General features: G+C 68.0%; 17 protein-coding genes. 12 read left to right on the top strand and 5 right to left on the bottom strand.

The features are described 5' to 3' along the window. Positions 1 to 118 precede the first annotated feature (118 nt). From HEP74_RS10370 to HEP74_RS10340, 7 genes are all read left to right on the top strand, one after another. On the top strand, positions 119 to 760 hold the full coding sequence (locus tag HEP74_RS10370) for a cysteine hydrolase family protein (protein WP_185816363.1): 642 nt from the start codon (positions 119 to 121) through the stop codon (positions 758 to 760). 83 nt (positions 761 to 843) lie between these two features. Continuing rightward, positions 844 to 1,767, top strand: a complete 924-nt coding sequence (locus tag HEP74_RS10365; RefSeq protein ID WP_185816362.1) for an alpha/beta fold hydrolase — start codon at positions 844 to 846, stop codon at positions 1,765 to 1,767. 491 nt (positions 1,768 to 2,258) lie between these two features. Beyond that, on the top strand, positions 2,259 to 2,534 hold the full coding sequence (locus HEP74_RS10360) for a hypothetical protein (RefSeq protein ID WP_185816361.1): 276 nt from the start codon (positions 2,259 to 2,261) through the stop codon (positions 2,532 to 2,534). A 234-nt stretch (positions 2,535 to 2,768) separates the two neighbouring features. Further along, positions 2,769 to 3,920 carry an SPFH domain-containing protein gene (locus HEP74_RS10355; protein WP_185816360.1) on the top strand — a complete coding sequence of 384 codons (1,152 nt, stop codon included), beginning with the start codon at positions 2,769 to 2,771 and terminating at the stop codon, positions 3,918 to 3,920. Between the two features lie 19 nt (positions 3,921 to 3,939). Next, positions 3,940 to 5,277 carry a TFIIB-type zinc ribbon-containing protein gene (locus HEP74_RS10350; RefSeq protein ID WP_185816359.1) on the top strand — a complete coding sequence of 446 codons (1,338 nt, stop codon included), beginning with the start codon at positions 3,940 to 3,942 and terminating at the stop codon, positions 5,275 to 5,277. Beyond that, positions 5,274 to 5,525: a hypothetical protein gene (locus HEP74_RS10345; protein ID WP_185816358.1), complete on the top strand. Its 252-nt coding sequence runs from the start codon at positions 5,274 to 5,276 to the stop codon at positions 5,523 to 5,525. Before HEP74_RS10350 ends, HEP74_RS10345 begins: the two co-directional genes overlap by 4 nt. 55 nt (positions 5,526 to 5,580) lie before the next feature. Continuing rightward, the gene (locus HEP74_RS10340; protein ID WP_185816357.1) at positions 5,581 to 5,817 is read left to right on the top strand and encodes a hypothetical protein; all 237 of its coding nucleotides are present in this window, start codon (positions 5,581 to 5,583) and stop codon (positions 5,815 to 5,817) included. A 205-nt stretch (positions 5,818 to 6,022) separates the two neighbouring features. On the opposite strand, the gene HEP74_RS10335 is transcribed toward HEP74_RS10340, so the two are convergent. The 5 genes from HEP74_RS10335 to HEP74_RS10315 all read right to left on the bottom strand — a co-directional run bounded on the left by HEP74_RS10335 (position 6,023) and on the right by HEP74_RS10315 (position 12,951). Beyond that, positions 6,023 to 9,091 carry an efflux RND transporter permease subunit gene (locus tag HEP74_RS10335; protein ID WP_185816356.1) on the bottom strand — a complete coding sequence of 1,023 codons (3,069 nt, stop codon included), beginning with the start codon at positions 9,089 to 9,091 and terminating at the stop codon, positions 6,023 to 6,025. Further along, complete coding sequence (locus HEP74_RS10330) at positions 9,088 to 10,182, bottom strand: efflux RND transporter periplasmic adaptor subunit (protein ID WP_185816355.1); 1,095 nt, start codon at positions 10,180 to 10,182, stop codon at positions 9,088 to 9,090. Before HEP74_RS10330 ends, HEP74_RS10335 begins: the two co-directional genes overlap by 4 nt. An 89-nt stretch (positions 10,183 to 10,271) precedes the next feature. Continuing rightward, positions 10,272 to 10,961 carry a TetR/AcrR family transcriptional regulator C-terminal domain-containing protein gene (locus HEP74_RS10325; RefSeq protein WP_185816354.1) on the bottom strand — a complete coding sequence of 230 codons (690 nt, stop codon included), beginning with the start codon at positions 10,959 to 10,961 and terminating at the stop codon, positions 10,272 to 10,274. Positions 10,962 to 11,071: 110 nt separating this feature from the next. Continuing rightward, a complete protein-coding gene (locus tag HEP74_RS10320) occupies positions 11,072 to 12,265 on the bottom strand; it encodes a sensor histidine kinase (RefSeq protein ID WP_185816353.1) in 1,194 nt (397 codons plus the stop codon). Then, on the bottom strand, positions 12,262 to 12,951 hold the full coding sequence (locus tag HEP74_RS10315; protein WP_185816352.1) for a response regulator: 690 nt from the start codon (positions 12,949 to 12,951) through the stop codon (positions 12,262 to 12,264). The genes HEP74_RS10320 and HEP74_RS10315 overlap by 4 nt, the downstream gene beginning before the upstream one ends. Before the next feature lie 113 nt (positions 12,952 to 13,064). Here HEP74_RS10315 and HEP74_RS10310 point away from each other — a divergent pair, with 113 nt between their 5' ends. Genes HEP74_RS10310 through HEP74_RS10290 form a run of 5 tightly spaced genes read left to right on the top strand, consistent with a single transcriptional unit; the run spans position 13,065 to position 21,454 of the window. Further along, the gene (locus tag HEP74_RS10310) at positions 13,065 to 14,522 is read left to right on the top strand and encodes an efflux transporter outer membrane subunit (protein ID WP_185816351.1); all 1,458 of its coding nucleotides are present in this window, start codon (positions 13,065 to 13,067) and stop codon (positions 14,520 to 14,522) included. Positions 14,523 to 14,546: 24 nt separating this feature from the next. Then, complete coding sequence (locus HEP74_RS10305; protein ID WP_185816350.1) at positions 14,547 to 15,350, top strand: MipA/OmpV family protein; 804 nt, start codon at positions 14,547 to 14,549, stop codon at positions 15,348 to 15,350. 19 nt (positions 15,351 to 15,369) lie between these two features. Further along, positions 15,370 to 16,485 (top strand): efflux RND transporter periplasmic adaptor subunit, encoded by a 1,116-nt coding sequence (locus tag HEP74_RS10300; protein WP_255427930.1) that lies wholly within the window; start codon positions 15,370 to 15,372, stop codon positions 16,483 to 16,485. Beyond that, positions 16,482 to 19,577, top strand: a complete 3,096-nt coding sequence (locus tag HEP74_RS10295) for an efflux RND transporter permease subunit (protein ID WP_185816348.1) — start codon at positions 16,482 to 16,484, stop codon at positions 19,575 to 19,577. Before HEP74_RS10300 ends, HEP74_RS10295 begins: the two co-directional genes overlap by 4 nt. Then, positions 19,577 to 21,454, top strand: coding sequence for an esterase/lipase family protein (locus tag HEP74_RS10290; protein ID WP_524540793.1), 1,878 nt, complete (start codon positions 19,577 to 19,579; stop codon positions 21,452 to 21,454). The genes HEP74_RS10295 and HEP74_RS10290 overlap by 1 nt, the downstream gene beginning before the upstream one ends. The last annotated feature ends 53 nt before the right edge of the window (positions 21,455 to 21,507 follow it).

Genomic DNA, 21,507 nt, shown 5'->3' with positions numbered 1-21,507 from the left:
GCGACAGCGGGATCCCCCAAATGGAGGACGCGCGAGCCACCGTTATCCGCGATGCCGCCCTGCGACGAGCGGCCGATGCTGGCGTCGTGGGCGCAACGGCGCGCCCGGAGAAGCAGCCATGGATTCGCTGGGGCCGTTCTATCCATCAGGCCATACCGCTCTGCTGTTGGTAGACCCTTACAACGATGTGCTGTCCGACGGCGGAAAGCTCTGGCCACGCTTGGCCGAAGTTGCCGGGGCCGTCGACCTGTTGCAGAACCTGCGCCGGATCCGGCAGGCGATCCGCTGCGCCCGATGGCCGCTGTTCTTCGTCCCCCATCACCGCGCGGAGTCCAACGACTTCGACCGTTGGCGGCACCCTACCCCCTACCAAAAGGCGAGCTCGCAAGCGCAGGAATTCCTGAAGAACAGTTGGGGAGGCCAGTGGCATCCGGACTTCACGCCGGCGTCGGGCGACACCGTGGCCAAGGAACACTGGGGCGCTAACGGCTTCGTCAGCACGGACCTGGATCTGCTGCTCAAGCAACAGCGCATCAGCCACGTTGTCGTGGTCGGGCTGATCGCCAATCTCTGCGTCGAAACCACCGCCCGCCACGCCAGCGAACTGGGCTACCACGTCACCCTGGTCACGGATGCCACGGCGGCCTTGAGCCATGACGCGATGTTCTACGCGCACGAAATCAACGGGCCCACCTATGCCCATGCACTGCTGACAACGCGTGAGTTCCTGGCACGCGTGCCGTTCGCCCCCGACCCATGACCCCGTTCCTTCTCCGCCGGCAACGGTGCCCGCATGACCGGGAGGAAATCCTCCTCCCGCAACGCTCCCAACGAGGAATTCCCATGAAAACGCTGCTTCGCTCCTTCCGGCATGCCGTCATCGCATTGCTGGTGCTCCTCACCGCATCCACCGCCTATGCGGCCAACGATCCCATCCAGAGCCACATGGCAGACGTCAATGGCGTCACGCTGCACTACCTGCAGGCCGGCCATGGCACCGGTACGCCGGTCGTGCTGCTACACGGCTATGCCGAGACCAGCCACATGTGGCGTCCGCTGATGAGCCAATTGGGCGATCGCCATGTTGTGATCGCACCCGACCTGCGCGGTGCGGGCTCGTCCTCGAAACCGCAAGGCGGCTACGACAAGAAGACCATGGCCCAGGACATCCATGCGCTGGTGCAGTCGCTCGGCTATGCCAAGGTCAAGATCGTCGGCCACGACATTGGCCTGATGGTCGCCTACGCCTATGCAGCCCAGTACCCCGACCAGGTCGAAAGTGTCGTGCTGATGGATGCCTTCCTGCCGGGCGTAGGCGACTGGACCAAGGTCTGGCTGCTGCGCGACCTCTGGCACTTCCACTTTTATGGAGAGGTGCCGCTCAAGCTGGTCGATGGACGCGAACGCATCTACTTCGAGCATTTCTGGAACGACTTCGCTGCCGATCGCACGCGTTCGATCTCCGAAGCGGACCGGCAGTTCTACGCCGCGCAGTACGCCAAGCCGGGAGGCATGCGCGCCGGCTTCGAGTACTTCCGCAACTTCGAGCAGGACGCGAAGGACTTCGCCGACTTCGCTAGGACCCCGATCCATGTCCCCATGCTGGTCCTGTCCGGCGAGAAGGCCGGTGGCCAGTTCCTGATCGACCAGGCGCGTTTGGTCGATACCAATGTCGAGGGCGTCATCGTCAAGGGCTCGGGCCATTGGCTGATGGAGGAGGCGCCGGAGCAGACAATTCCTGCGCTCGTTTCTTTTCTGGACAAATAGCGCGGGAGAAAAAACGTACCGTGCGAAGAACCGGCTCGCATGCACGATGCGGCCGTCCCCGGCCAACGGCATTTGGTTGGTTCATTCCCATGCAGACCGTCTGGGAGTGAGCGAATTGCAAGGATGGCTGCTGCGAACGCGCGGTGCGGCGACCACCAGCAATAGAACGATCATTCACCATATGCGCGGTGGTCGATGGTGGCGCTGCCTGTCCGCAGGCAGTGCCTAACTGCGATAACGCCGCCCTGATCGCATCTACCCGCTTGACTACACACCCGATCACCAGATCCCGCTCATTGATCCGATACGCGTAGCTGGCGTACGACCCAATGGGAAATGCCATAGCGCCTTCCCGTCCCCACGAAGCCTTAACTCCTTTCCCCTATCCTACCGACGCGCCGGACGACGCCTGCCACGCTCTCACGCAGATCTGTTGAGCACAGGCCACGTCACCGGCCGCCAACGGACATCGACATCGCAAAGGAGACTCCATGAAGAAGCTGCACGTACTCGTGTTCGCCGGTTGCTTGCTCGGCCTGAGCCCGCTGGCCTCCGCCGAGGTCGTCAACCTGACCAACAGCGCCGATGGCGCCAATCGCGACGCCGGCATCGCCGCGGTGAAGCAGAAGCTGCAGGACGCCTGCACGTCGCGCAAAGGCACGCCTGATCTCGAGTCGTTCGAGGTGGTGTTCGAGAAGACCAGCCAGAACCCGGATGTCCCCAAGCCCTACTACGTGGACGGCAAGCTCAAGTGCAATCTGCCGTAAGGCTGCTACCGGCGCGGCACCAGTCCGCGCCTTGAAATCCCGTCACCCAAACAAGGCCCCGCTCCCGCGGGGCTTTGTTTTTCGGCGTTCGGTGTACCGCGATGGCCGCTTCGGCACAAGGCCAGCGGCACGCCGGGGCCAGACCAGTCCCCTCCTTCTCCCGTCGCCCGCTCCTGATATAGTCCGGCCAGCACGATGGGCATGGTGCCCGTCCACGAATCAAACGGAGTTGTCATGGGTCTTGTCCAGGCGGTGTCAGGTGCAGTCGGCGGCGTTCTCGCCGATCAGTGGAAGGACTTCTACACCGTGCCGGCCGGCCTGCCGGCGACGGCGGCGCTGTTCGCCGCGGTGCCGCATGGCACCAATGCCGGGCGCGGCTCCAACACCGGCGCGTCGTCGAACATCATCAGCAACGGGTCCAAGATCGTCGTGCCCGAGGGCTACGGGCTGCTGCTGATCCAGGACGGTGCGATCACCGGTTTCGTCGCCGAGCCGGGCGGTTACGAATGGCGCTCCGACGATCCGAATTCGCAGTCGATCTTCGCCGGCGACGGCCTGGTCGCGCCGCTCATCCGGCAGAGCTGGGAGCGCTTCAAGTTCGGCGGCCAGCCGGGTTCGCAGCAGGCCGCGTTCTTCGTGTCGCTGAAGGAGCTGCCGGACAATCGCTTCGGCACGCAGTCGGAGATCTACTGGGACGACGGTTTCCTCGGCACCCAGGTCGGTGCGGTAACGCGCGGCGCCTATACGCTGAAGATCGTCGACCCGATCCTGTTCGTGAAGAACTTCGTGCCGGCCCGCTATCTGCAGCCGGGCCAGGTGTTCGATTTCACCGACCTCGACAACGCCGCTGCCAACCAGTTGTTCAACGAAGTGGTGGGTTCGCTGGCGCCGGCCTTCAGCCTGTACACGAACGACCCGGGCAAGGGCAACCGCATCACCAAGCTGCAGCAGGATTCGCTCGGCTTCGCCAAGAGCCTGTCCGATGCGGTGGAGCAGGCGTACCAGTGGCGCTCCGAGCGCGGCCTGGCCATCGTCAAGACCGCGATCGTGTCGATCGAGTACGACGCGAACACGCGGGAACTGCTCAAGACCGTGCAGCGCGCCGATGCGCTGGCCGGCGCGCGCGGCAACTCCAACCTGCAGGCGAGCGTGGCCCAGGGCATCCAGTCGGCGGGCGAGCATGGCGGCGCCGCGGGCCTGGTCGGGGTCGGCATGGCCACCGGCATGGTCGGCGGCGTGGGCAGTCTGCAACAGCCGGTCGCGCCCGCCGCGCCGGCCGCCGACGATGCGGTCGCCAAGCTGAAGAAGGCCAAGGAGATGCTGGACATGGGCCTGATCACCCAAAGCGACTACGACGCGGCCAAAGCCAAGGCGCTGGGTCTGTAAGCCGCCGGACGCCACGATCATGTCCGACTCCAGAACCCCACCGCCGTTGCCGCCGGTGCCGCCGCCCTTGCCTGCGGCGGCCGTGACCGGGCCCGGCTCGCCGCAGGACGTGCCGCCCCTGCCCGGCAGTTTTCCGCTCGATCCGGCCACCCTGCCCGCTCCGATCCGCGACGAACTGCAGGCGCCCGATCCGCTCGCCATCGACACCGCCGCCAACGAGCTGAAGGACGGCCTCAACCGCTGCCCGAAATGCGGCGCCACCGACATCCGTCCCAAGCTCGGCACCGACCTGCTGGTCTGCCAGTACTGCCGCAACGAATGGCATGGCGCGCGGGTCGAAGAGGTATTCGGCTTCGGTGCCGGCATCGGTGAGCTGCACGGTACGGTCATCGCCTCGGGCGCGCGCGACATCGCCGCCGACGCCGCCAGCCTGATGAGCTTCAAGTGCAGCGGCTGCGGCGCCGAGGTCACGGTCAACACCGAGAGCACGATGACCGCACGCTGTCACTGGTGCCGGCACGTGTTCGGCGTCAACGAGCAGATCGCCAACGGCGCGGTGCCCGACGCGGTGCTGCCGTTCCACATCAAGAAAGAGGATGCGGTCGCACGCATCCGCCAGTTCGTGGACAAGCGGCGCCTGTTCGCGCTGAAGGCCTTCAAGGAGCAGTTCACGCCCGAGAACGTGGTCGGCGTGTACCTGCCCTACATGATCGTCGACGGCAACGTGAGCGCCAGCGTGGCCGGCAAGGGCGAGATCAAGACCCGCGAATACACGCGCGGCACCGAGAAGAACAAGACCACCTACTACGACGCCGACGTGTACCAGGTGCAACGGCACGTGGATTTCACCGTGGACGACCTGCCGCTGGAATCGTCTTCCGAGCGCGGCAACCTGGACGCCCAGGCCAACACCAACAACATCATCAACACGATCCTGCCGTTCGACACCAAGAACGCGGTGCAGTGGAACGCGTCGTACCTGGCGGGTTTCACCTCGGAAAAGCGCAACCGCGACGTCGAACACCTGCGGCCGCGGCTGGAAGACCAGTTGCTGTCGATCGCCCGCGCCCAGGTCGAGGACTCCGTCGACCGCTACGACCGCGGCGTGCGCTGGGAGCACGAACGGCTCGAGGTCCACGGCACGCGCTGGGTGTCGATGTACCTGCCGGTGTGGCTGTACTCGTACCACCAGCCCGGCCGCAACGGCGGCATGCTGCACTACATCGCGGTGAACGGCCGCACCGGCGAAACCATGGGCAGCGTGCCGGTGCAGCAGTGGAAGCTGCTGCTGGCCGCGCTCACCGCCGGCAGCGTCATCGAAGCCATCGCCCTCTGGATCGTGGTGACCACCTCATGAGCGACGACAGTGGACTCTGGTTGCTGCTGGCCGGTCCGGCCGGCGCGAGCGCGTTGTACTGGACCCTGTACCGGTACTACCGCAATACCGACAAATCGCACGCCTTCGAGCGGGAGACGAGCGTCGAGGCCAAGCCGGTGACCGGCTCGGACAGCAAGGTCGGGACGGTGACGGGCACGCAGGACCAGTACATCAGCGGCAGCAACGTGCGCTCTTACCGGGCACGCGTGCAGCGGGACACCGGCTGAGGCGCTGTCCAGCTCCATGCCGCGCCAAAGGGTCACGGCGGCGGTGCAGCGCGAGATGCACCGCTTTGACCCGACGATCCATCCATGGCGCGATGCTTCCGCGCCAATCGATGTGCGCGCCCGCCCCTGCCGCTCAACGCCCTTTGCGCAAGCGTCGCTGAAGCCCTGCAATCTGCCGCGGGCTGAAATCCTGGGCATGGCGCTGAAGCAATGCGAGGATCGCCGCATGCGCCTCGCGCGTGCGGCGCTGCAGTTCCTCTTCCGCGGCTCGCTCGATCGCCTGCCACTGTGAATGGGTCGTGCCGGTCGGCCCGGCTGGGCGCTTTGCAGTCAATGCGTTTGTCCGGTCGTGGAAATCCAGGTTGGCCGCTTGCATCGGCCAGGCACAACTTTACCGCCAAATCCGCCACGATCGGGCCGCCGTTGAAGCCTGCGTCGCGCACTGGCGTTGCGGCCACGCGAACGCGAGAGCACGTAGCGCGCCTGAGCCACCGCGCTCAACCCGCAGCCGAATGCGACGACCGGCGGCGGAAGCGCCGCGACATCCACTCGCCCAGGTCGTCGACCAGGGTGAACGCGGCCGGGATCACGATCAGGCTCAGCAGCGTGGAGGTGATCAGGCCGCCGATCACCGCGATCGCCATCGGCGCGCGGAAGCTGGAATCGCCGGAGAAGCCCAGCGCGATCGGCATCATGCCCGCGCCCATCGCAAGGGTGGTCATGACGATGGGCTGGGCGCGCTTGCGGCAGGCGTCGATCAGCGCGTCGTGCTGGCTCATGCCGTGCTCGTCCTCGGCCATCACCGCGTAGTCCACCAGCAGGATCGAGTTCTTGGTGGCGATGCCGATCAGCATCAGCAAGCCGATCAGCGCCGGCAGCGAGAGCATGTTCTGGGTCAGCAGCAAGGCCCCGAACGCGCCGCCGGCGCACAGCGGCACCGCGACCAGGATGGTGATCGGCATCAGCGCATGGTTGAACAGCAGCAACAGCACCATGTAGATGCACACCAGGCCGGCGGCCATCGCCAGCATGAAGCCGACGAACAGCTCCACGAACACTTCGGCGTCGCCGGTGTTGAGGAAGCTCACCCCCGGCGGCAACTGCTTCACGCTGGGCAGCTGCTGCACCTGGTCCATCACCTCGCCCAGCGGCCGGCCGTTGAGCTCGGCAGTGAGGGTGACGTTGCGCTGGCGCTGGTAGCGCGAGATCTGCGACGGGCCGCTGCCCATGCGGATCTCCGCCACCGCGGCCAGCGGCACCGGTCCGTAGCGGCCCGGCACGCGCAGTTGGCCGATCAGCGCCGGATTGGCGAGGGTGGATTCGGCGAAGCCGACCCGGATCGGGACCTGGCGGTCGGGCAGATTGAGCTTGGCCAGGCGCTGCTCGTAGTCGCCGGCGGTGGCGATGCGCGCCGCCTCGGCGATGGTGGCCGTGGCCACGCCCATGTCCGCGGCCCGCGCGGGGTCGGGAACGATCTGGATCTCCGGCCGCAGCAACGACGCGGTGGAGGTGACGCTGCCCAGTCCGGCGATGCCGCGCAGGTCGCGCTCCAGCGCGGTGGCGGCGTCCTGCAGGTGCTGCGGGTCGTCGCCGGCCAGGACCAGCTGCAGCAGATTGCCCGGTTCCGAGCTCACGTAGCTCACGCGCACGCCGGGCATGTCGGCCAGGCGCGCGCGCGCATCGCGCTCGAGCACGCGCTGGTCGCGCTCGCGGTGGTCGGCGACGCCCCAGTCCAGCACCAGCGTGGCCTTGCGTGCCTCGCCCACGCCGGTGGCGTTCGGATCGCCGAGGTCGAGCACGCTGCCGACCGCGGTGTAGACCTGCTTGAGTTCGGGAATGTCCTTGAGCAAGGCGCGCGCGCGCTCGGTGACGGCGACGGTTTCCTGCAGCCGGGTGCCGGGCGGCAGTTCCAGGTTCAGATTGCTGCGGCCCAGGTCCGATTGCGGGATGAAGGTGGCCGGGATCAGCGGCACCAGCGCCAGCGAGGCGGCGAACAGCCCGGTGGCGATCCACAAGGTGCGTGCGCGATGGCGCAGTGCCGCGTCGACCCAGCCCAGGTACCAGCGCATCAGCCGCGAATCGGCCTGTTCTTCGCCATGCGGCTTGAGCAGGTAGGCGGCCATCATCGGCGTCAGCAGGCGCGCCACCAGCAGCGAGAACAGCACCGCGGTGGCCGCGGTCCAGCCGAATTCGCGGAAGAACTTGCCGGCGATGCCGGGCATGAACGCCACCGGCACGAATACCGCGGCCAGGGTCAGCGAGGTGGCGATCACCGCGTTGCCGATCTCGCCGGCGGCGTCGCGCGCCGCTTCCAGCGGCGGCTTGCCCATGCGCAGATGGCGCACGATGTTTTCGATTTCCACGATGGCGTCGTCGACCAGGATGCCGACCACCACCGACAGCGCCAGCAAGGTGATCATGTTCAGGGTGAAACCGAACAGGTGCATCACCGCGAAGGTGGGAATGATCGACAGCGGCAGCGCCAGCGCAGAGACCCAGGTCGCGCGCCAGTTGCGCAGGAACAGCCACACCACCAGCAGCGCCAGCGCGGCGCCTTCGTAGAGCATGGTCATCGACGATTCGTAGGAGCGGTGGGTCTCGTCGATGGCGGTGGTGACCAGGCGGAAATCGATTCCCGGATGCGCGGCCTTGATCTCGTCCAGCGCCTTGTGCACGCCCGCTTCCACCTTGATTTCGCTGGAGCCGCGGGTGCGCGACATCGAGAAGGCGACCACGTCGCGCCCGTCCAGCAAGGCGGCTTCGGCGGGATCGGCGGCGGCGTCGGTGATCCGCGCCAGCGTGGACAAGCGCGCCGCGCGCCCGTCGGGCAGGCTGATCGAGAAATCGCGCAGGGCCTGCGCGTCGCCCACGGTGCCCAGGGTGCGGATGGTCTGCTGCTCACCGCCGAGTTCGGCCTTGCCCCCTGCCCGCTCCACCTGGATCTGCGCCAGCTGCTTGGACACGTCGCCGGCGGTGATGCCGAAGGCGAGCAAGGCGTTGGGATCCAGGTCAACGCGCACCTGGCGCTGCACGCCGCCCACGCGGGTGACCCGGGCCACGCCCGGTACCCCGTACATGGCGCGCGAGATCTCGCGATCGACGAACCAGCTGGCTTCGTCGGGCGTCATCCGCGGCGCCACCAGCGCATAGGTCATCAGCGAGCCGCCGATGTCGACCTTGGAGATCACCGGTTCCTGGATGTCCTGCGGCAGGTCGGTGCGGATGCGCGTCACCGCATCGCGCGTGTCGTCCAGCGCGGTGGCCAGGTCGGCCTCGAGTTGGAATTCGATGGTGGTGGTGCTGACGCCTTCGCTGACGGTGGACATCACCCGCTTGACGTTGGTCACCGTGGCCACGGAATCCTCGATCTTGCGCGTGACCTCGGCCTCCAGCTGGCTGGGCGAGGCGCCCGGCTGGGTGACCGTGACCGTGGTCATCGGGAAGGCGATGTCCGGGAAGCGCGCCACCGGCAATTGGTGGAAGCCCCACAGGCCGGCCACGCACAGCACGAAGAAGATCAGGATCGCGGGCAGCGGGCGGTTGATCGCCCAGGCGGAGATGTTCATCGGGCGGCCGCCTTCGCGTCGGCGACCACGCGCACGCGGTCGCCCTCGCCCAGGAAACCGGCGCCGTCCACCACCACCCGGTCGCCCTCCTTCAATCCTTCCACGATCTCGGTCCGCCCCTGCACGGTCTGGCCGCTGCGCACGCGCCGGCGCTGCGCGTGCTGCTTGGCATCCACGGTGAACACATAGCTGTGCCCGTCGCGCTGCACGATCGCGGCGCTGGGAATGGTCAGCGCCCGGCCATCGCCGGTGACGATGCGCCCTTCCACGTAGATGCCCTGCTTGAGCGGGCCAGGCGAAGGCAGATCGGCATAGATCGTGCCGGTGCGCGTCTGCGCATCGACGCCGGGGCTGACCGCGCGGATGCGGCCGGCGATGGTCTGCCCGGCATACGGCAGTTCGACGCTGTTGCCGACGGCCACGCCGGCAAGCTGCTCCTCGGACAGTTCCGCGCGCCATTCCAGCCGGCCATCGCGGATCAAGCGCAGCAGTTCGTTGCCCGCCGCGACCACCTGCCCCGCCTGCACCAGGCGTTTGGAGATCACGCCGTCGGCAGGCGCGCGCAGTTGCGCGAAGTCGCGCTGCAGCTGCGCCGCCTGGCGCCTGGCGCGGGCGGTGGCGGTCTGCGCCTCCGCGTCCACGCGCGTGGCGCGCAATTCGTCCAGGCTGCTGGCGCTGACCAGCCGCTCGGCCGCCAGCTTCGCGCCGCGTTCGTAGTTGAGTCGCGCCAGCTCCTGCGCGGTCTGCGCCTGGTGCAGCGCGGCGTCCGCCTGCGCCAGTTCGCTGTCCAGGGTGCGATGGTCCAGTTCCAGCAACACCTGGTCCTGCTTGACCCATTCGCCCACGTCCACCTTCAACGCCGTCACCCGCTGGCCCGAGAGCTCGACCCCGAGCTGCATTTCCTCGTAGGCAGAGACCGGGCCGGACACCACCACCGTGCGTGCCAGCGTCTGCGTCTGCGCGGCCGCCACGGTGACCGCAAGCGCGGACGCGGTGCCCGCCTCATCGGGTTTCTTGTCCGCGCCGCCGCAGGCCGACAGCAGCGCGCCGATCAGGATCAGGGAAGAACAACGCAGGATGTGGATACGCATGGAGGACGCCTGTAGCCCGCAGTGCACGGGCGCTGGAAGAGTGGACGCTGGCGATGGCTGGCGGGAGGGAAAGCGGGACGCGATGGCGGTCATGGCGCAGCGGCGGTCCGCGCCTGGGCAGGCAGGGCCCCTTGCTGGTCGCGTTGCGCGTCGGCCTGGGCCAGCCAGTGCTCGATGCCGTCCAGCATCAATCCCAGGCCCTGCTCGAAGCGCCGATCGAAATCCGGCTCGGTCATCAGATGCCTCGCCTGCCAGCAGTAGGGAAAACGCGCCTGGGACAACGCCAGGAACGCCTTGCCCACGTCCTCGAGCTGGCGATAGTCGGGCATTGCCTGTTCCTCGATGACGAAGCCCATGACGTAATAGGCCAGATCCATCGCCGCAGTGGCGGCGAAGCCGACCGGTGCGCCGGCCTCGGCCAATGCCTTGATCATCGCTTCGCCCAGGCGCAGCACGTTCTCGCTCGCGATGTAGGTGCCCGCATAGACGCGCGCGCCGTCGCGGTGCGCCTTGAAACCGGATCGGAGCTCATGTGCGATCTGCAGCAGGGTCGCCCGCCACGGTTGATCGGCAGGAATGTCGCGGGCGACCTGTTCGATCAAGGCATCGGCCATGGCGTCGACCAAGGCCTGCTTGCTCTTGAAGTGCCAATACAGCGACGGCGCGCGGATGCCCAACTGGCAGGCCACTTTGCGCAGGCTCACGCCTTCGATGCCGGCTGCGTCCAGGAGCTGGAAGGCCGCGTCGACGATCTGTTCGCGCCCGAGGGGCTTGCGCATGCCTACCCTAACGCTGTTAGTTGGCGAAATCTAACAGTGTTAGGGTGGGTGGGCAAGTGTAGCTCTGGAACGGTCTTTCGACCGCAGTGTCCGGGGCTGCCGAGTCCGATTCATGCCCCCCGCGGCAACCGCACCCGCGCGCACAACCCGCCGCCCTCGCGGTTGCCGAACTCCAGCGCGCCGCCATGGGCATGGCAGATCGCCGCGGCGATGGACAGGCCCAGGCCGCTGCCGCCCGAGTGCCGGGCACGCGAGTCCTCGGCGCGCCAGAAGCGATCGACCATCCGCGACAACAGTTCGGGCGCCACGCCGGGTCCGCGATCGCTGACGCAGATCAGCACCTCGCTGGCCCCGGTGTTCACTTCGATCAGCAGGCGCTTGCCAGCAGCGGCATAGCGCAGCGCGTTGTCGATCAACACCGACAGCACCTGGCCGAGACGGTCGCGGTCGGCGCTGATCGACACGCCGCCAGGCACGCGCACCTCCACCTCCATCTGCGCAGCCTGCAGCGGCTGCGCCAGCCAGGCCAGGCGCTCGCGGATCAGCGCGTCGATCGGGAAGGTGTGCGGCTCCAGCATCAGCTGATTGGCGCGCGCCATCGACAACAAATGCAGGTCACCGACCAGGCGATTGATCTGTTCCAGTTGCCGATGGACCATCTGCAACTGCTCGTCGCTGCACGGGAACACCTGGTCCAGCATGCCCTGCACCCGGCCCATCGCCGCGTTCAACGGCGTGCGCAGTTCGTGCGCCAGCATCGCGCTGGAATCGCGCACCTCGCGCTCGTATTGCTGCAGCTGCGCGGTCATGCCATTGAAGTCCATCGCGAAGCTGGCCAGTTCGTCCGGCGCGGAGGGGATCACTTTGGCGCGCGCGGAAAAGTCGCCGTCGCTGATGCGCCTAGCCGCCTCCGCCACATTGGAGAACTGGCGCGACAAGGGTCGCGACGCGAGCAGTCCGCACACGACGATGATCGGGATCGAGGCAATCAACAAGGCCGCCAGCAACAACCAGTCGCGATTGGCCAATCCCGGCAGGAAATCGGCGACGTCGTAATAGCGCTCGAACAGTTGCCACAGGCGCTGTGCATTGCTGTGCGGGTCCTCGCGCAGCGCCAGCATCTCCTGTCGCGCCGCCGGCGGCAGCTTGTACAGGGTCGCAATATCCCAGATCGCAAAACGCAGCCACATGCCAAATGCGATCACCAGCACCGTGACCACCGCCAACGCACTCATGCGCAGGCCGACCCATTGCCACAGCGGCGCGTGCGCGTGACGCCGCGCGAATGGCCACTGCCATTTCATCGGAAGCGGTAGCCGATCGCGCGCACCGTTACCAGCACGCCGGTGATGCGCTCGCCTTCCAGCTTCTTGCGCAGGTTGTGCACGTGGGCGTCCACCACCCGCTCCAGCGCGTCGCTTTCCGGCAGGCAGATTTCCAGCAGTTCGCTGCGCGTATAGGCCTTGAACGGCGTCTTCAGCAAGGTGGCCAGGATGTTGAATTCGGTCGGGGTCAGGTCCAGCGGCACGTCGTTGCCGTCGGTGTCCTGCACCGTGGCCAGCACCGCATTGGTGTCGACGGTGAGCCGCTCGTACTTCAACGGCTCCTCGCTCGCCCTGGCCGGCCCGGCGCGGCGCAGCACCGCGTACACGCGCGCGACCACTTCCTTCGGGCTGTAGGGTTTGACCACGTAGTCGTCGGCACCGTAGCGCAGCGCGCCGAGCTTTTCCGGCTCGTCGCCCATCGCGGTCACCATGATCACCGGCGTGTCGCTGCTGCGGCGGATCGTCGACAGCACCTCGGTCCCGCTCAGCTTGGGCAGCATCACGTCCAGCAGCACCAGATCCGGTTTCCACTGCGCGTGCAGCTGGATCGCGCGCGCGCCGTCGCCGGCGATGGCGACGTCGAATCCGTCGCGACGCAGATAGGCCTCGAGAATACTGGCGCTGTCGGCGTCGTCCTCGACGACAAGAATCTTCTTGGAACTCATGCCCTGTGCCGCCCTTGTCGCGCGTCTTGACGAAATCTTGAAGATTCCTAGAAGCCAGCTTGAACTTGCCGGCCGACTCTATCACTCGAGATTGGCCACCCCGACTGACCCCCATGATTGTATCGTCCGCAGGCAAGCGCCCGTACCGCCCTCGCCTCCTCGTCGCCGCGCTGGCGGTGCTGCTCGGCGGCTGCTCGCTGGCACCGGTCTACGAGCGCCCACTGGCCACCGTGCCAAGTACGCTGGGCGGCGCAACGGCGGCGCCGCTGCCGCAGGCGAGCGCAGCTTCCGCGGTAGCGCTGTCCGAGCAGGAACAGCGGTTCCTGCGCGCATTCTCGCCGGACCACGACCTCGCGCCGCTGCTGCAGCAGGCGCTGGCGCACAATCCGGATTTCCGCAACACCGTCCTGCAAGTGCAGCAGGCCCGCGCGCAATACCGGATCGAGCGCGCACAGCAGCTGCCGCAGATCGGCATCGATGCGCAGCAGGCCCGGCAGAGCTACGACGATCCGCGGCAGCAGGAGCGCTACGGGCAGAAGCTGGTCACCGCAGCGGTCGGCATCGACGATTTCGAGCTTGATCTGTTCGGCAAGCTGGCCTCCTTGTCCGCTGCCGCGCAGCAGCGCTATCTGGCGTCCAGCGCCGGCCAGCAGGCCGCGCGCGGCGCGCTGGTCGCCGAGGTGTTGCGTACCTATACGCTGGAACGCGCCGCCGCCCAGGCACAGGTGCGTTTCCAGGCCATCGCCGACGACAGCGGCGCGCTGTTGGCATTCGCCGACGACCAGCACGATGTCGGGCTGATCTCCACCGATGCGCTCGATCGCCAGCGCCATCAGACCGACCAGGCCCGGGTCCGTGCCTTGCAGGCGGCCAGCGACCATGCCGCCGCACGCCGCGCCCTGCAATTGGTCGCCGGCTATGACGCAGCGGCTAGCGCCGGCGCTATCGAGGAGTTGCTGCCGGCCGACGCAAGCAGCATGGCGCTGCGCGACCTGGATTCAGCGGTCTTGCTGCAGCGTCCGGACATCCAGCAGGCCGAAGCCGAGTTGCGCGCGCGCAATGCCGACATCGGCGCCGCGCGTGCCGCATTCTTCCCGTCGATCAAGCTCAGCACCTCGCTGGGAACCGCCAGCGACGTGCTCAGCGGCCTGTTCGCCGCCGGCAGCCGCACCTGGAGTTTCGTTCCGCAACTGACCATGCCGATCTTCGACTTCGGCCGCAACCGCGCCAACCTGGACATCGCGCAGTTGCGCAAGCAGGCCGGCGTCGCCGACTACGAGAAGGCGATCGAATCCGCGTTCCGCGAGGTGGCCGATGCGCTCGACGCCGGCCCCGCCCTGCTGCAACGCGAACAGCGCGAGCGGGCCAACAGTGAGCGCGAACGGCAACGCATCCAACGCATGGACCGGCGCGTCGCGCAGGGCCTGCAGGATCGCCCCGCGCTACTTGGCGAACGCATCGCCGCCGAGCAGGCCGCACTGGATCACCTGCAGGCCCGCCAGGAGCTGATCCTCAACCGCATCGCGCTGTTCCGCGCCTTCTATGGCGTGCAACTGCCGCACGCCTCCTGATCCCCCACGTCGAAGAGACCGCTCATGAAAACCATCGCCTTGCTCCCGCTCCTGGCCTGCGCCGTATCGCCGCTGGCGGCCAACGCCGCCGATGCGGACGCCTCCGGCTTCCGCCTGTTCGGCCACCAGACCGAACTCAGCATCGGCGCCGCCGCAGTGGCGGCGCCGCGCTACTTCGGCTCCAGGGACGACCGCGTGCAATTCGCCCCGGTGCTCGCGGCACAGAGCGGCCTGCTGTTCTTCGACAGCGTGCGTGGCCTCGGCGCGCAATTCCAGAGCGATGGCGGCTTCTACGTCAGCCAGTCGTTCGGCTACGACCTCGGCCGGCTGGACCGCAACAGCAGCTGGCGCCCGGGTTCCAGGACCCTGGCCGGCATGGGCGACGTGCCCGGGTCGATCACCAGCCGCAGCATGGTCGCGCAGCAGTTCACCTCGTATCTGATGCTGGACGCCGAAGCCGAGTTCGCCTTGAAGGACGCTGCGCGCCGCAACAACTATCGCGCCGGCGCCAAGTTCACCCTGCTGCAGAACGACCGCGACACGCTGACCATGAACCTGGACGCGCACTGGGGCGACCGCCGCTACAACCAGGCCTATTTCGGGGTCACCGATGCACAGAGCGCACGTAGCGGGTTTGCCGCCTACCGCGCCGGCTCCGGGCTGTACGCCTATTCGGTCGCCGCCAACTGGGACCATGCGCTGTCCAAGCACTGGAGCACCTCGCTGACCGTCGCCGGCACGCGCTATGTGGACAACGCCGACGGCAGCCCGATCGTGCAGCGCCGCGCCTTCGCCAGCGCCATCGGCGCCGTGACCTACACCTTCTGACCCGCCACATAGAATGCCCATGAAACCGAGCCTTGCGATGTTCCTCTGCGTCTGCGTGCCGCTGGCAGCAGTGTCGTTGACCGCCTGCAGCCGCGACGCGACGCCGCCTGCGGAAGTGCCGCGCGCGGTGAAGCTGGAGGCCGTCGGCAGCACCGACGGCACCGGCGATCGCCTCGTGGCCCAGGTGCGACAGGCGCAGCGCGCCGAACTCGGCTTCGAAGGCGGCGGCCGCATCGCCTCGGTCGAGGTGGATGTCGGCGACAGCGTGCGCCAGGGCCAGATCCTGGCGCGGCTGGATCCGGAACCGAACCGCTTGCGCGTCGAGCAGGCCGAGGCCAGCGTCCATATCGCCGCCGCCGACCTGCAACAGCAACAGACCCAACTGGCCCAGCAGCAGGCCATGTTCGAGGACGGCGCTGCATCGGCCACCACCTTGACCGCCGCCAAGGCCGCCTTCGCCAGCGCACAAGCGCGCGTGCGCAGCGCGCAGTCGGACCTGGCGCTGGCGCGTCGCGGCCTGCGCCAGGCCGAGCTGCGTGCGCCGTTCGACGGCAGCGTGGTGGCTCGGCTGCAGCAGCCCGACGCCAACGTGGCAGCGGGCCAGCCGGTGCTGCAACTGGAAGGCCGCGGGCGTGCACAGGTGACGGTCGCGCTGCCGTCGGCGCTGGCAGCGTCGCTACTTCCCGGCCAGGCGGCGACCGCGTATCGGGCCGGCGCACCCGAGCAGGCACTGCCGTTGCGGCTGCGCAGCGTGTCCGATCGCCTGGATGGCGGCGCCACCGTGCAGGCGCTGTTCGAAAGTACCGCGGCCGACGCCGCCGGCTTGCGCAGCGGCGAGAACCTGCTGCTGGCCCTGCCCCAAGACGCGACACGACTATTGAGCGTCCCGCTCAGCGCATTGGTGCCGAGCATGGCCAACGGCAAGCCGATGGTGTTCGTCTACCAGGACAGCAACGCTAGCGTGCGCCGGCGCCAGATCGTGACCGGGAATGCCGAAGGCGACCGCGTGCAGGTCCGCCAGGGACTGCGCGCCGGCGAACGCATCGTCGCCGCCGGCGCGGCCTTCCTCAGCGACGGACAGACCGTCATTCCCTTCCATCCCGCTACGCGCCTGACCGGCTCCGCCTCGCCATGAACCTGACCCGCGCCACCCTCGCTTCCAGCCGCTTCGCGCTGTTCACCGCCGCGCTGATCCTGATCGGCGGCATCGTCACCTTCCTGGGTTTTCCGTCGCAGGAGGAACCCAGCGTCACCGTGCGCGATGCGGTGGTGCAGGTCGCGTTTCCGGGCATGCCCAGCGAGCGCGTCGAGAACACGATCGCGCGCCCGCTCGAAGAGCACCTGCGCGAACTGACCGGCATCAAGAAGATCGTCACCACGGTGCGGCCGGGCAGCGCAATCGTGCAGCTCACCGCCCGCGACGACGTCGACGACCTGCCCGCGCTGTGGCAGCGGGTGCGCACCAAGGCGGCCGATGCCAGCGCCGAACTGCCGCCGGGCACGCAGGGGCCGTTCGTCGACGACGATTTCGGCCGCGTCGCGATCGCCTCGATCGCGGTGACCGCGCCGGGCTTCGCCACCAGCGAGATGCGCGCGCCGCTGCGGCAGATGCGCGAGCAGCTGTACACCGTGCCCGGGGTGGAACGCGTCAGCTTCCACGGGCTGCGCGAGGACCGCATCTACGTCGCCTTCGAGCGGACCCGGCTGAGCGAGGCCGGGCTGACGCCCAGCGCGGTCGCGCAACAGCTGCGCACCCAAAACGTGGTCGCCAGCGGCGGCCAGATCGCCGCGTCCGGGCTGGCGATGACCGTCACCACGTCCGGCGAGATCCGCACCCTGGACGAACTGCGCAATGCGCTGATCTCGGTTCCCGGCGCCGCTGGCGCGCGCCAGATCCCGCTGTCGCAGCTGGCGCGCATCGAGCTGATGCCGGCCGATCCGCCGGACAGCGCTGCGATCTACCAGGGCCAGCCGGCGGTGGTGGTGGCGGTGTCGATGGCGCCCGGCTACAACATCGCGCAAGTCGGCCAGGCGCTGCGGCAGAAGCTCGGCGAGACCGCGCGGATGCTGCCGGTGGGCTTTTCGCAGCACGTGGTCACGTTCCAGGCCGACGTGGTGGAACGCGAGATGGGGAAGATGCACCACGTCATGGGCGAGACCGTGCTCATCGTGATGGCGGTGGTGATGCTGTTCCTGGGCTGGCGCACCGGCCTGATCGTCGGCGCGATCGTGCCGCTGACCATCCTCGGCACGCTGATCGCGATGCGGGCGCTGAGCGTGGAACTGCAGACGGTGTCGATCGCCGCGATCATCCTGGCGCTGGGGCTGCTGGTGGACAACGGCATCGTCATCGCCGAAGACATCGAGCGCCGCCTGGCCGCCGGCGAGGAACGCCGGCACGCCTGCGAAGCCGCCGGGCGCACGCTGGCGCTGCCGTTGCTGACCTCCTCGCTGGTCATCGTGCTCGCGTTCTCGCCGTTCTTCTTCGGCCAGACCAGCACCAACGAGTACATGCGTTCGCTGGCGATCGTGCTGGCGGTGACCCTGCTCGGCTCGTGGCTGCTCAGCGTCACCGTGACCCCGCTGCTGTGCATGTACTTCGCGCGGGCGCACCGCAGCGCGCATGCCGACGGTGGCGAAAATGCCAACCACTACGATTCCAGGCTGTACCGCGGCTACCGACGCATCATCGAAACCCTGCTCGGGCACAAGGCGCTGTTCCTGGGCAGCATGCTGCTGCTGTTGGCGGGGGCGGCCACCATCCTCGGCTCGATTCCCTACAGCTTCCTGCCCAAGTCCGACCGCCTGCAGTTCCAGATGCCGGTAACCCTGCAGCCGGGCAGCGATTCGCGCCAGACCCTGCGCACCGTGCAGTCGATCAGCACTTGGCTGGCCGATCGCAAGCGCAATCCGGAGATCGTGGACAGCATCGGCTACGTGGCCGACGGCGGACCGCGCATCGTGCTGGGCCTGAATCCGCCGCAGGCCGCCGCCAACATCGCCTACTTCACCGTCAGCGTGCGCCCCGGCACCGACCTCGACGCACTCATCGCCCGCGTTCGCCAACACATCCGCCAGGGCTATCCCGCCGTGCGCGCCGAGCCCAAGCGCTTCTCGATGGGCTCGACCGAATCCGGCGTGGCGATCTACCGGGTGGTCGGGTCGGACGAAACCCAGTTGCGCCGCATCGCCGCCGGGATCGCGCAGGCGTTGCGCCAGCTGCCCGGCACCATCGATGTCAGCGACGACTGGGAGATTCGCATCCCGCGCTATGACGTCCGCGTCGATCAGGTCAAGGCGCGGCGCGCCGGGGTCAGCAGCGACGACATCGCCCAGGCCCTGCAACTGCGCTACAGCGGCATCGACGCCTCGATGATCCGCGACGACAGCGTCAACGTCCCGATCGTGCTGCGCGGCGGCGCCGACGAACGCGCCGCGGCCAGCGATCCGGGCAGCACCCTGCTCTATCCCGCGTCAGGCGGCGCCGCCGTGCCGTTGTCGGCGATCGCCGAGATCGCGCTGTCGTCGGAGCCGTCGGCGATCCAGCGCCGCAACCTGAGCCGCGCCATCACCGTCACCGGGCACAACCCGAACATGACCACCGACGAAGTGGTGACCGCGCTGGCCGGCGAGGTCGCCGCGCTGCGCCTGCCGCCGGGCTACCGCATCGAGATGGGCGGGGAACTGGAGGATTCGGCCGAGGCCAACCAGGCCTTGCTGCAGTACATGCCGCATGCGCTGGGCGCGATCCTGCTGTTGTTCATCTGGCAATTCAACTCGCTCCGCAAGCTGTTCATCGTCGTCGCCAGCGTTCCGTTCGTGCTGATCGGCGCGGCGCTGGCGCTGCTCGTCACCGGCTACCCGTTCGGCTTCATGGCCACCTTCGGCCTGCTCGCGCTGGCCGGCATCATCGTCAACAACGCGGTGCTGTTGCTGGAGCGCATCGATGCCGAACTGGCGGACGGCCTGGACCGGCACGACGCGGTGATCGCGGCGGCGGTCAAGCGCCTGCGCCCGATCGTGATGACCAAGCTGACCTGCATCGTCGGCCTGGTCCCGCTGATGCTGTTCGCCGGCCCGCTGTGGACCGGCATGGCCATCACCATGATCGGCGGCCTGGCGCTGGGCACCCTGGTCACGCTGGGCGTGATCCCGGTGCTGTACGACCTGCTGTTCTCGCTGCGCAACGGCCGCAGCGAGACGCGCACGGCGGAGGCGGCGGCGTGATCGGCCAGCGCGGACGCCGCCTGGCGTTGCGCTCGATCGCCCTGCTGTGCCTGGCGCTGGGCGCTGGTGGCTGCTCCACTGTCACGCTGAAACCAGTGAGCGCGGCCGAATACATCCAGGCCAAGCGCGGCGACCCGCTCGGCAGCGGCCACCTCAGCACCGCTGCGATCGAAACGCTCACCGTACTCGGCCTGGACGAAAGCGCCTGCAGCGCCCATACCCGGCGCTGCGCAAAGCAGCTGCTCGACAACGACGGCGTGGCCCAGGAACGCAAGCTGGCGACCGTCGCCGAACTGTGGCTGCAGGCCTCGCTGCAGTTGGCCAAGCGCCAGCCGCGCAGCGACGCCGCACTGAGCGCCTGGCTGGAGACGGCGCGTTACGCCTACGCCTACCTGTTCTTCAGCGAGCGCGCACCCAGCGAGCGCGCCTTCGAGGACCGCCAGACCCAGGTGCGCGACTACTACAACTACGCGGTGCAACAAGCGGTGTCGGCGCTGTTCGTGCGCTTCCAGCAACAGGGCCAGCAGGCCGACAGCGCGGCCGAACTGTCGGCCCTGCCCGGCTGGAAGATCGCGCTGGACGTGAGCCAATTGGGCGCCTTGCAGGACATGCCGATGCCGGACGCGATGTTGCCGGCCAGCGGCCTGCGCTTCACCGGGCTGCGCAGCGTGTACCGGCGCGACGGGTTCGGCGCGGAGATGGTCGCGGTGCTGCCGAACGCGACGTCGCTGCAGAACGAGGCAAGCGAGTCGGACGCGACAAGCCCGGCCTACAGCGCAATGCCGACACCGAGCCTGACCGTGCTGCTGCGCTTCGATGGCGACACGCTGGCCAAGGTGCTGGCCAGCCGCGCGGTGCGGGTGGAAGCCTACGATCCGTACCTGAGCGCTCAAGCCACGCTGGGCGACTACGCGGTAACGCTGGCCGGCGACTTCAGCGCCGGCTATGGGGTGTGGATGGCGCGCTCGGGTTTCGCCGAGCAATCGCTGCGCACGCTGTTCGGCATGGCCCATGGCATCGACCGGCCGCACATCTTCCTGACCCAGCCCTACGATCCCAACCGCCGGGTACTGGTGCTGCTGCACGGCCTGGCCAGCAGCCCCGAGGCCTGGGTGAACCTGGCCAATGAACTGCTGGGCGACGAACACCTGCGCGCCCGCTATCAGATCTGGCTGGTCTACTACCCGACCAACCTGCCGATCGCCTACAACCATCTGCAGATCCGCAAGGGACTGGAGCAGGCGCTGGACCATTTCGATCCGCAACGGCGCAGCGCCTCGGCGCACGACATGGTGCTGGTCGTGCACAGCATGGGCGGCGTGCTGGCGCGCTTGATGGTGTCCTCCAGCGACGGCGACCGTCTCTGGCAGCGCCTGTTCGGCAACGCGACGCTCGCGCCGCAGGCGATGCAGACGCTGCGCGACAAGCTGTCGCCGATGCTGCACTTCGAACCGATGCCGGAAGTCTCCGAGGCGATCTTCCTGGCCTCGCCGCATCGCGGAACCCCGCATGCCACCGGCATGCTCGGCAGCCTGGTGGGCGGCCTGATCGGCCTGCCCGCGCGCATTCTCGACCAATTCCAGGACATCACCGGCACCGGCCTGGTCGGCAAGCTGCCGACCAGCATGGACAATCTCAACGACCACGACGCTTTCGTCGAGGCCGCAGCGGAGCTGAAGATCGCGCCGCAGGTGACCTATCACTCGATCATCGCCCGCCGCGATCCGCGCGTGCCGCTGGCGCAATCGGACGACGGCTTCGTGCCCTACTGGAGCGCGCACCTGGACGGCGCGGCGTCGGAAACCGTGATCGCCTCCGGGCACAGCGTGCAGGAAACCCCGCAGGCCATCCTGCAGATCCGCAAGCTGCTGCGCTGAACCGCGCAGCGGCAAGCGACAAAGCTGCGGACCAGATGCGAAGCGCCGCGCGA

Source organism: Xanthomonas sp. SS, from assembly GCF_014236835.1.
In the GTDB taxonomy this organism is placed as follows: domain Bacteria; phylum Pseudomonadota; class Gammaproteobacteria; order Xanthomonadales; family Xanthomonadaceae; genus Xanthomonas_A.
This window is presented reverse-complemented; position numbering and strand designations above follow the sequence as displayed.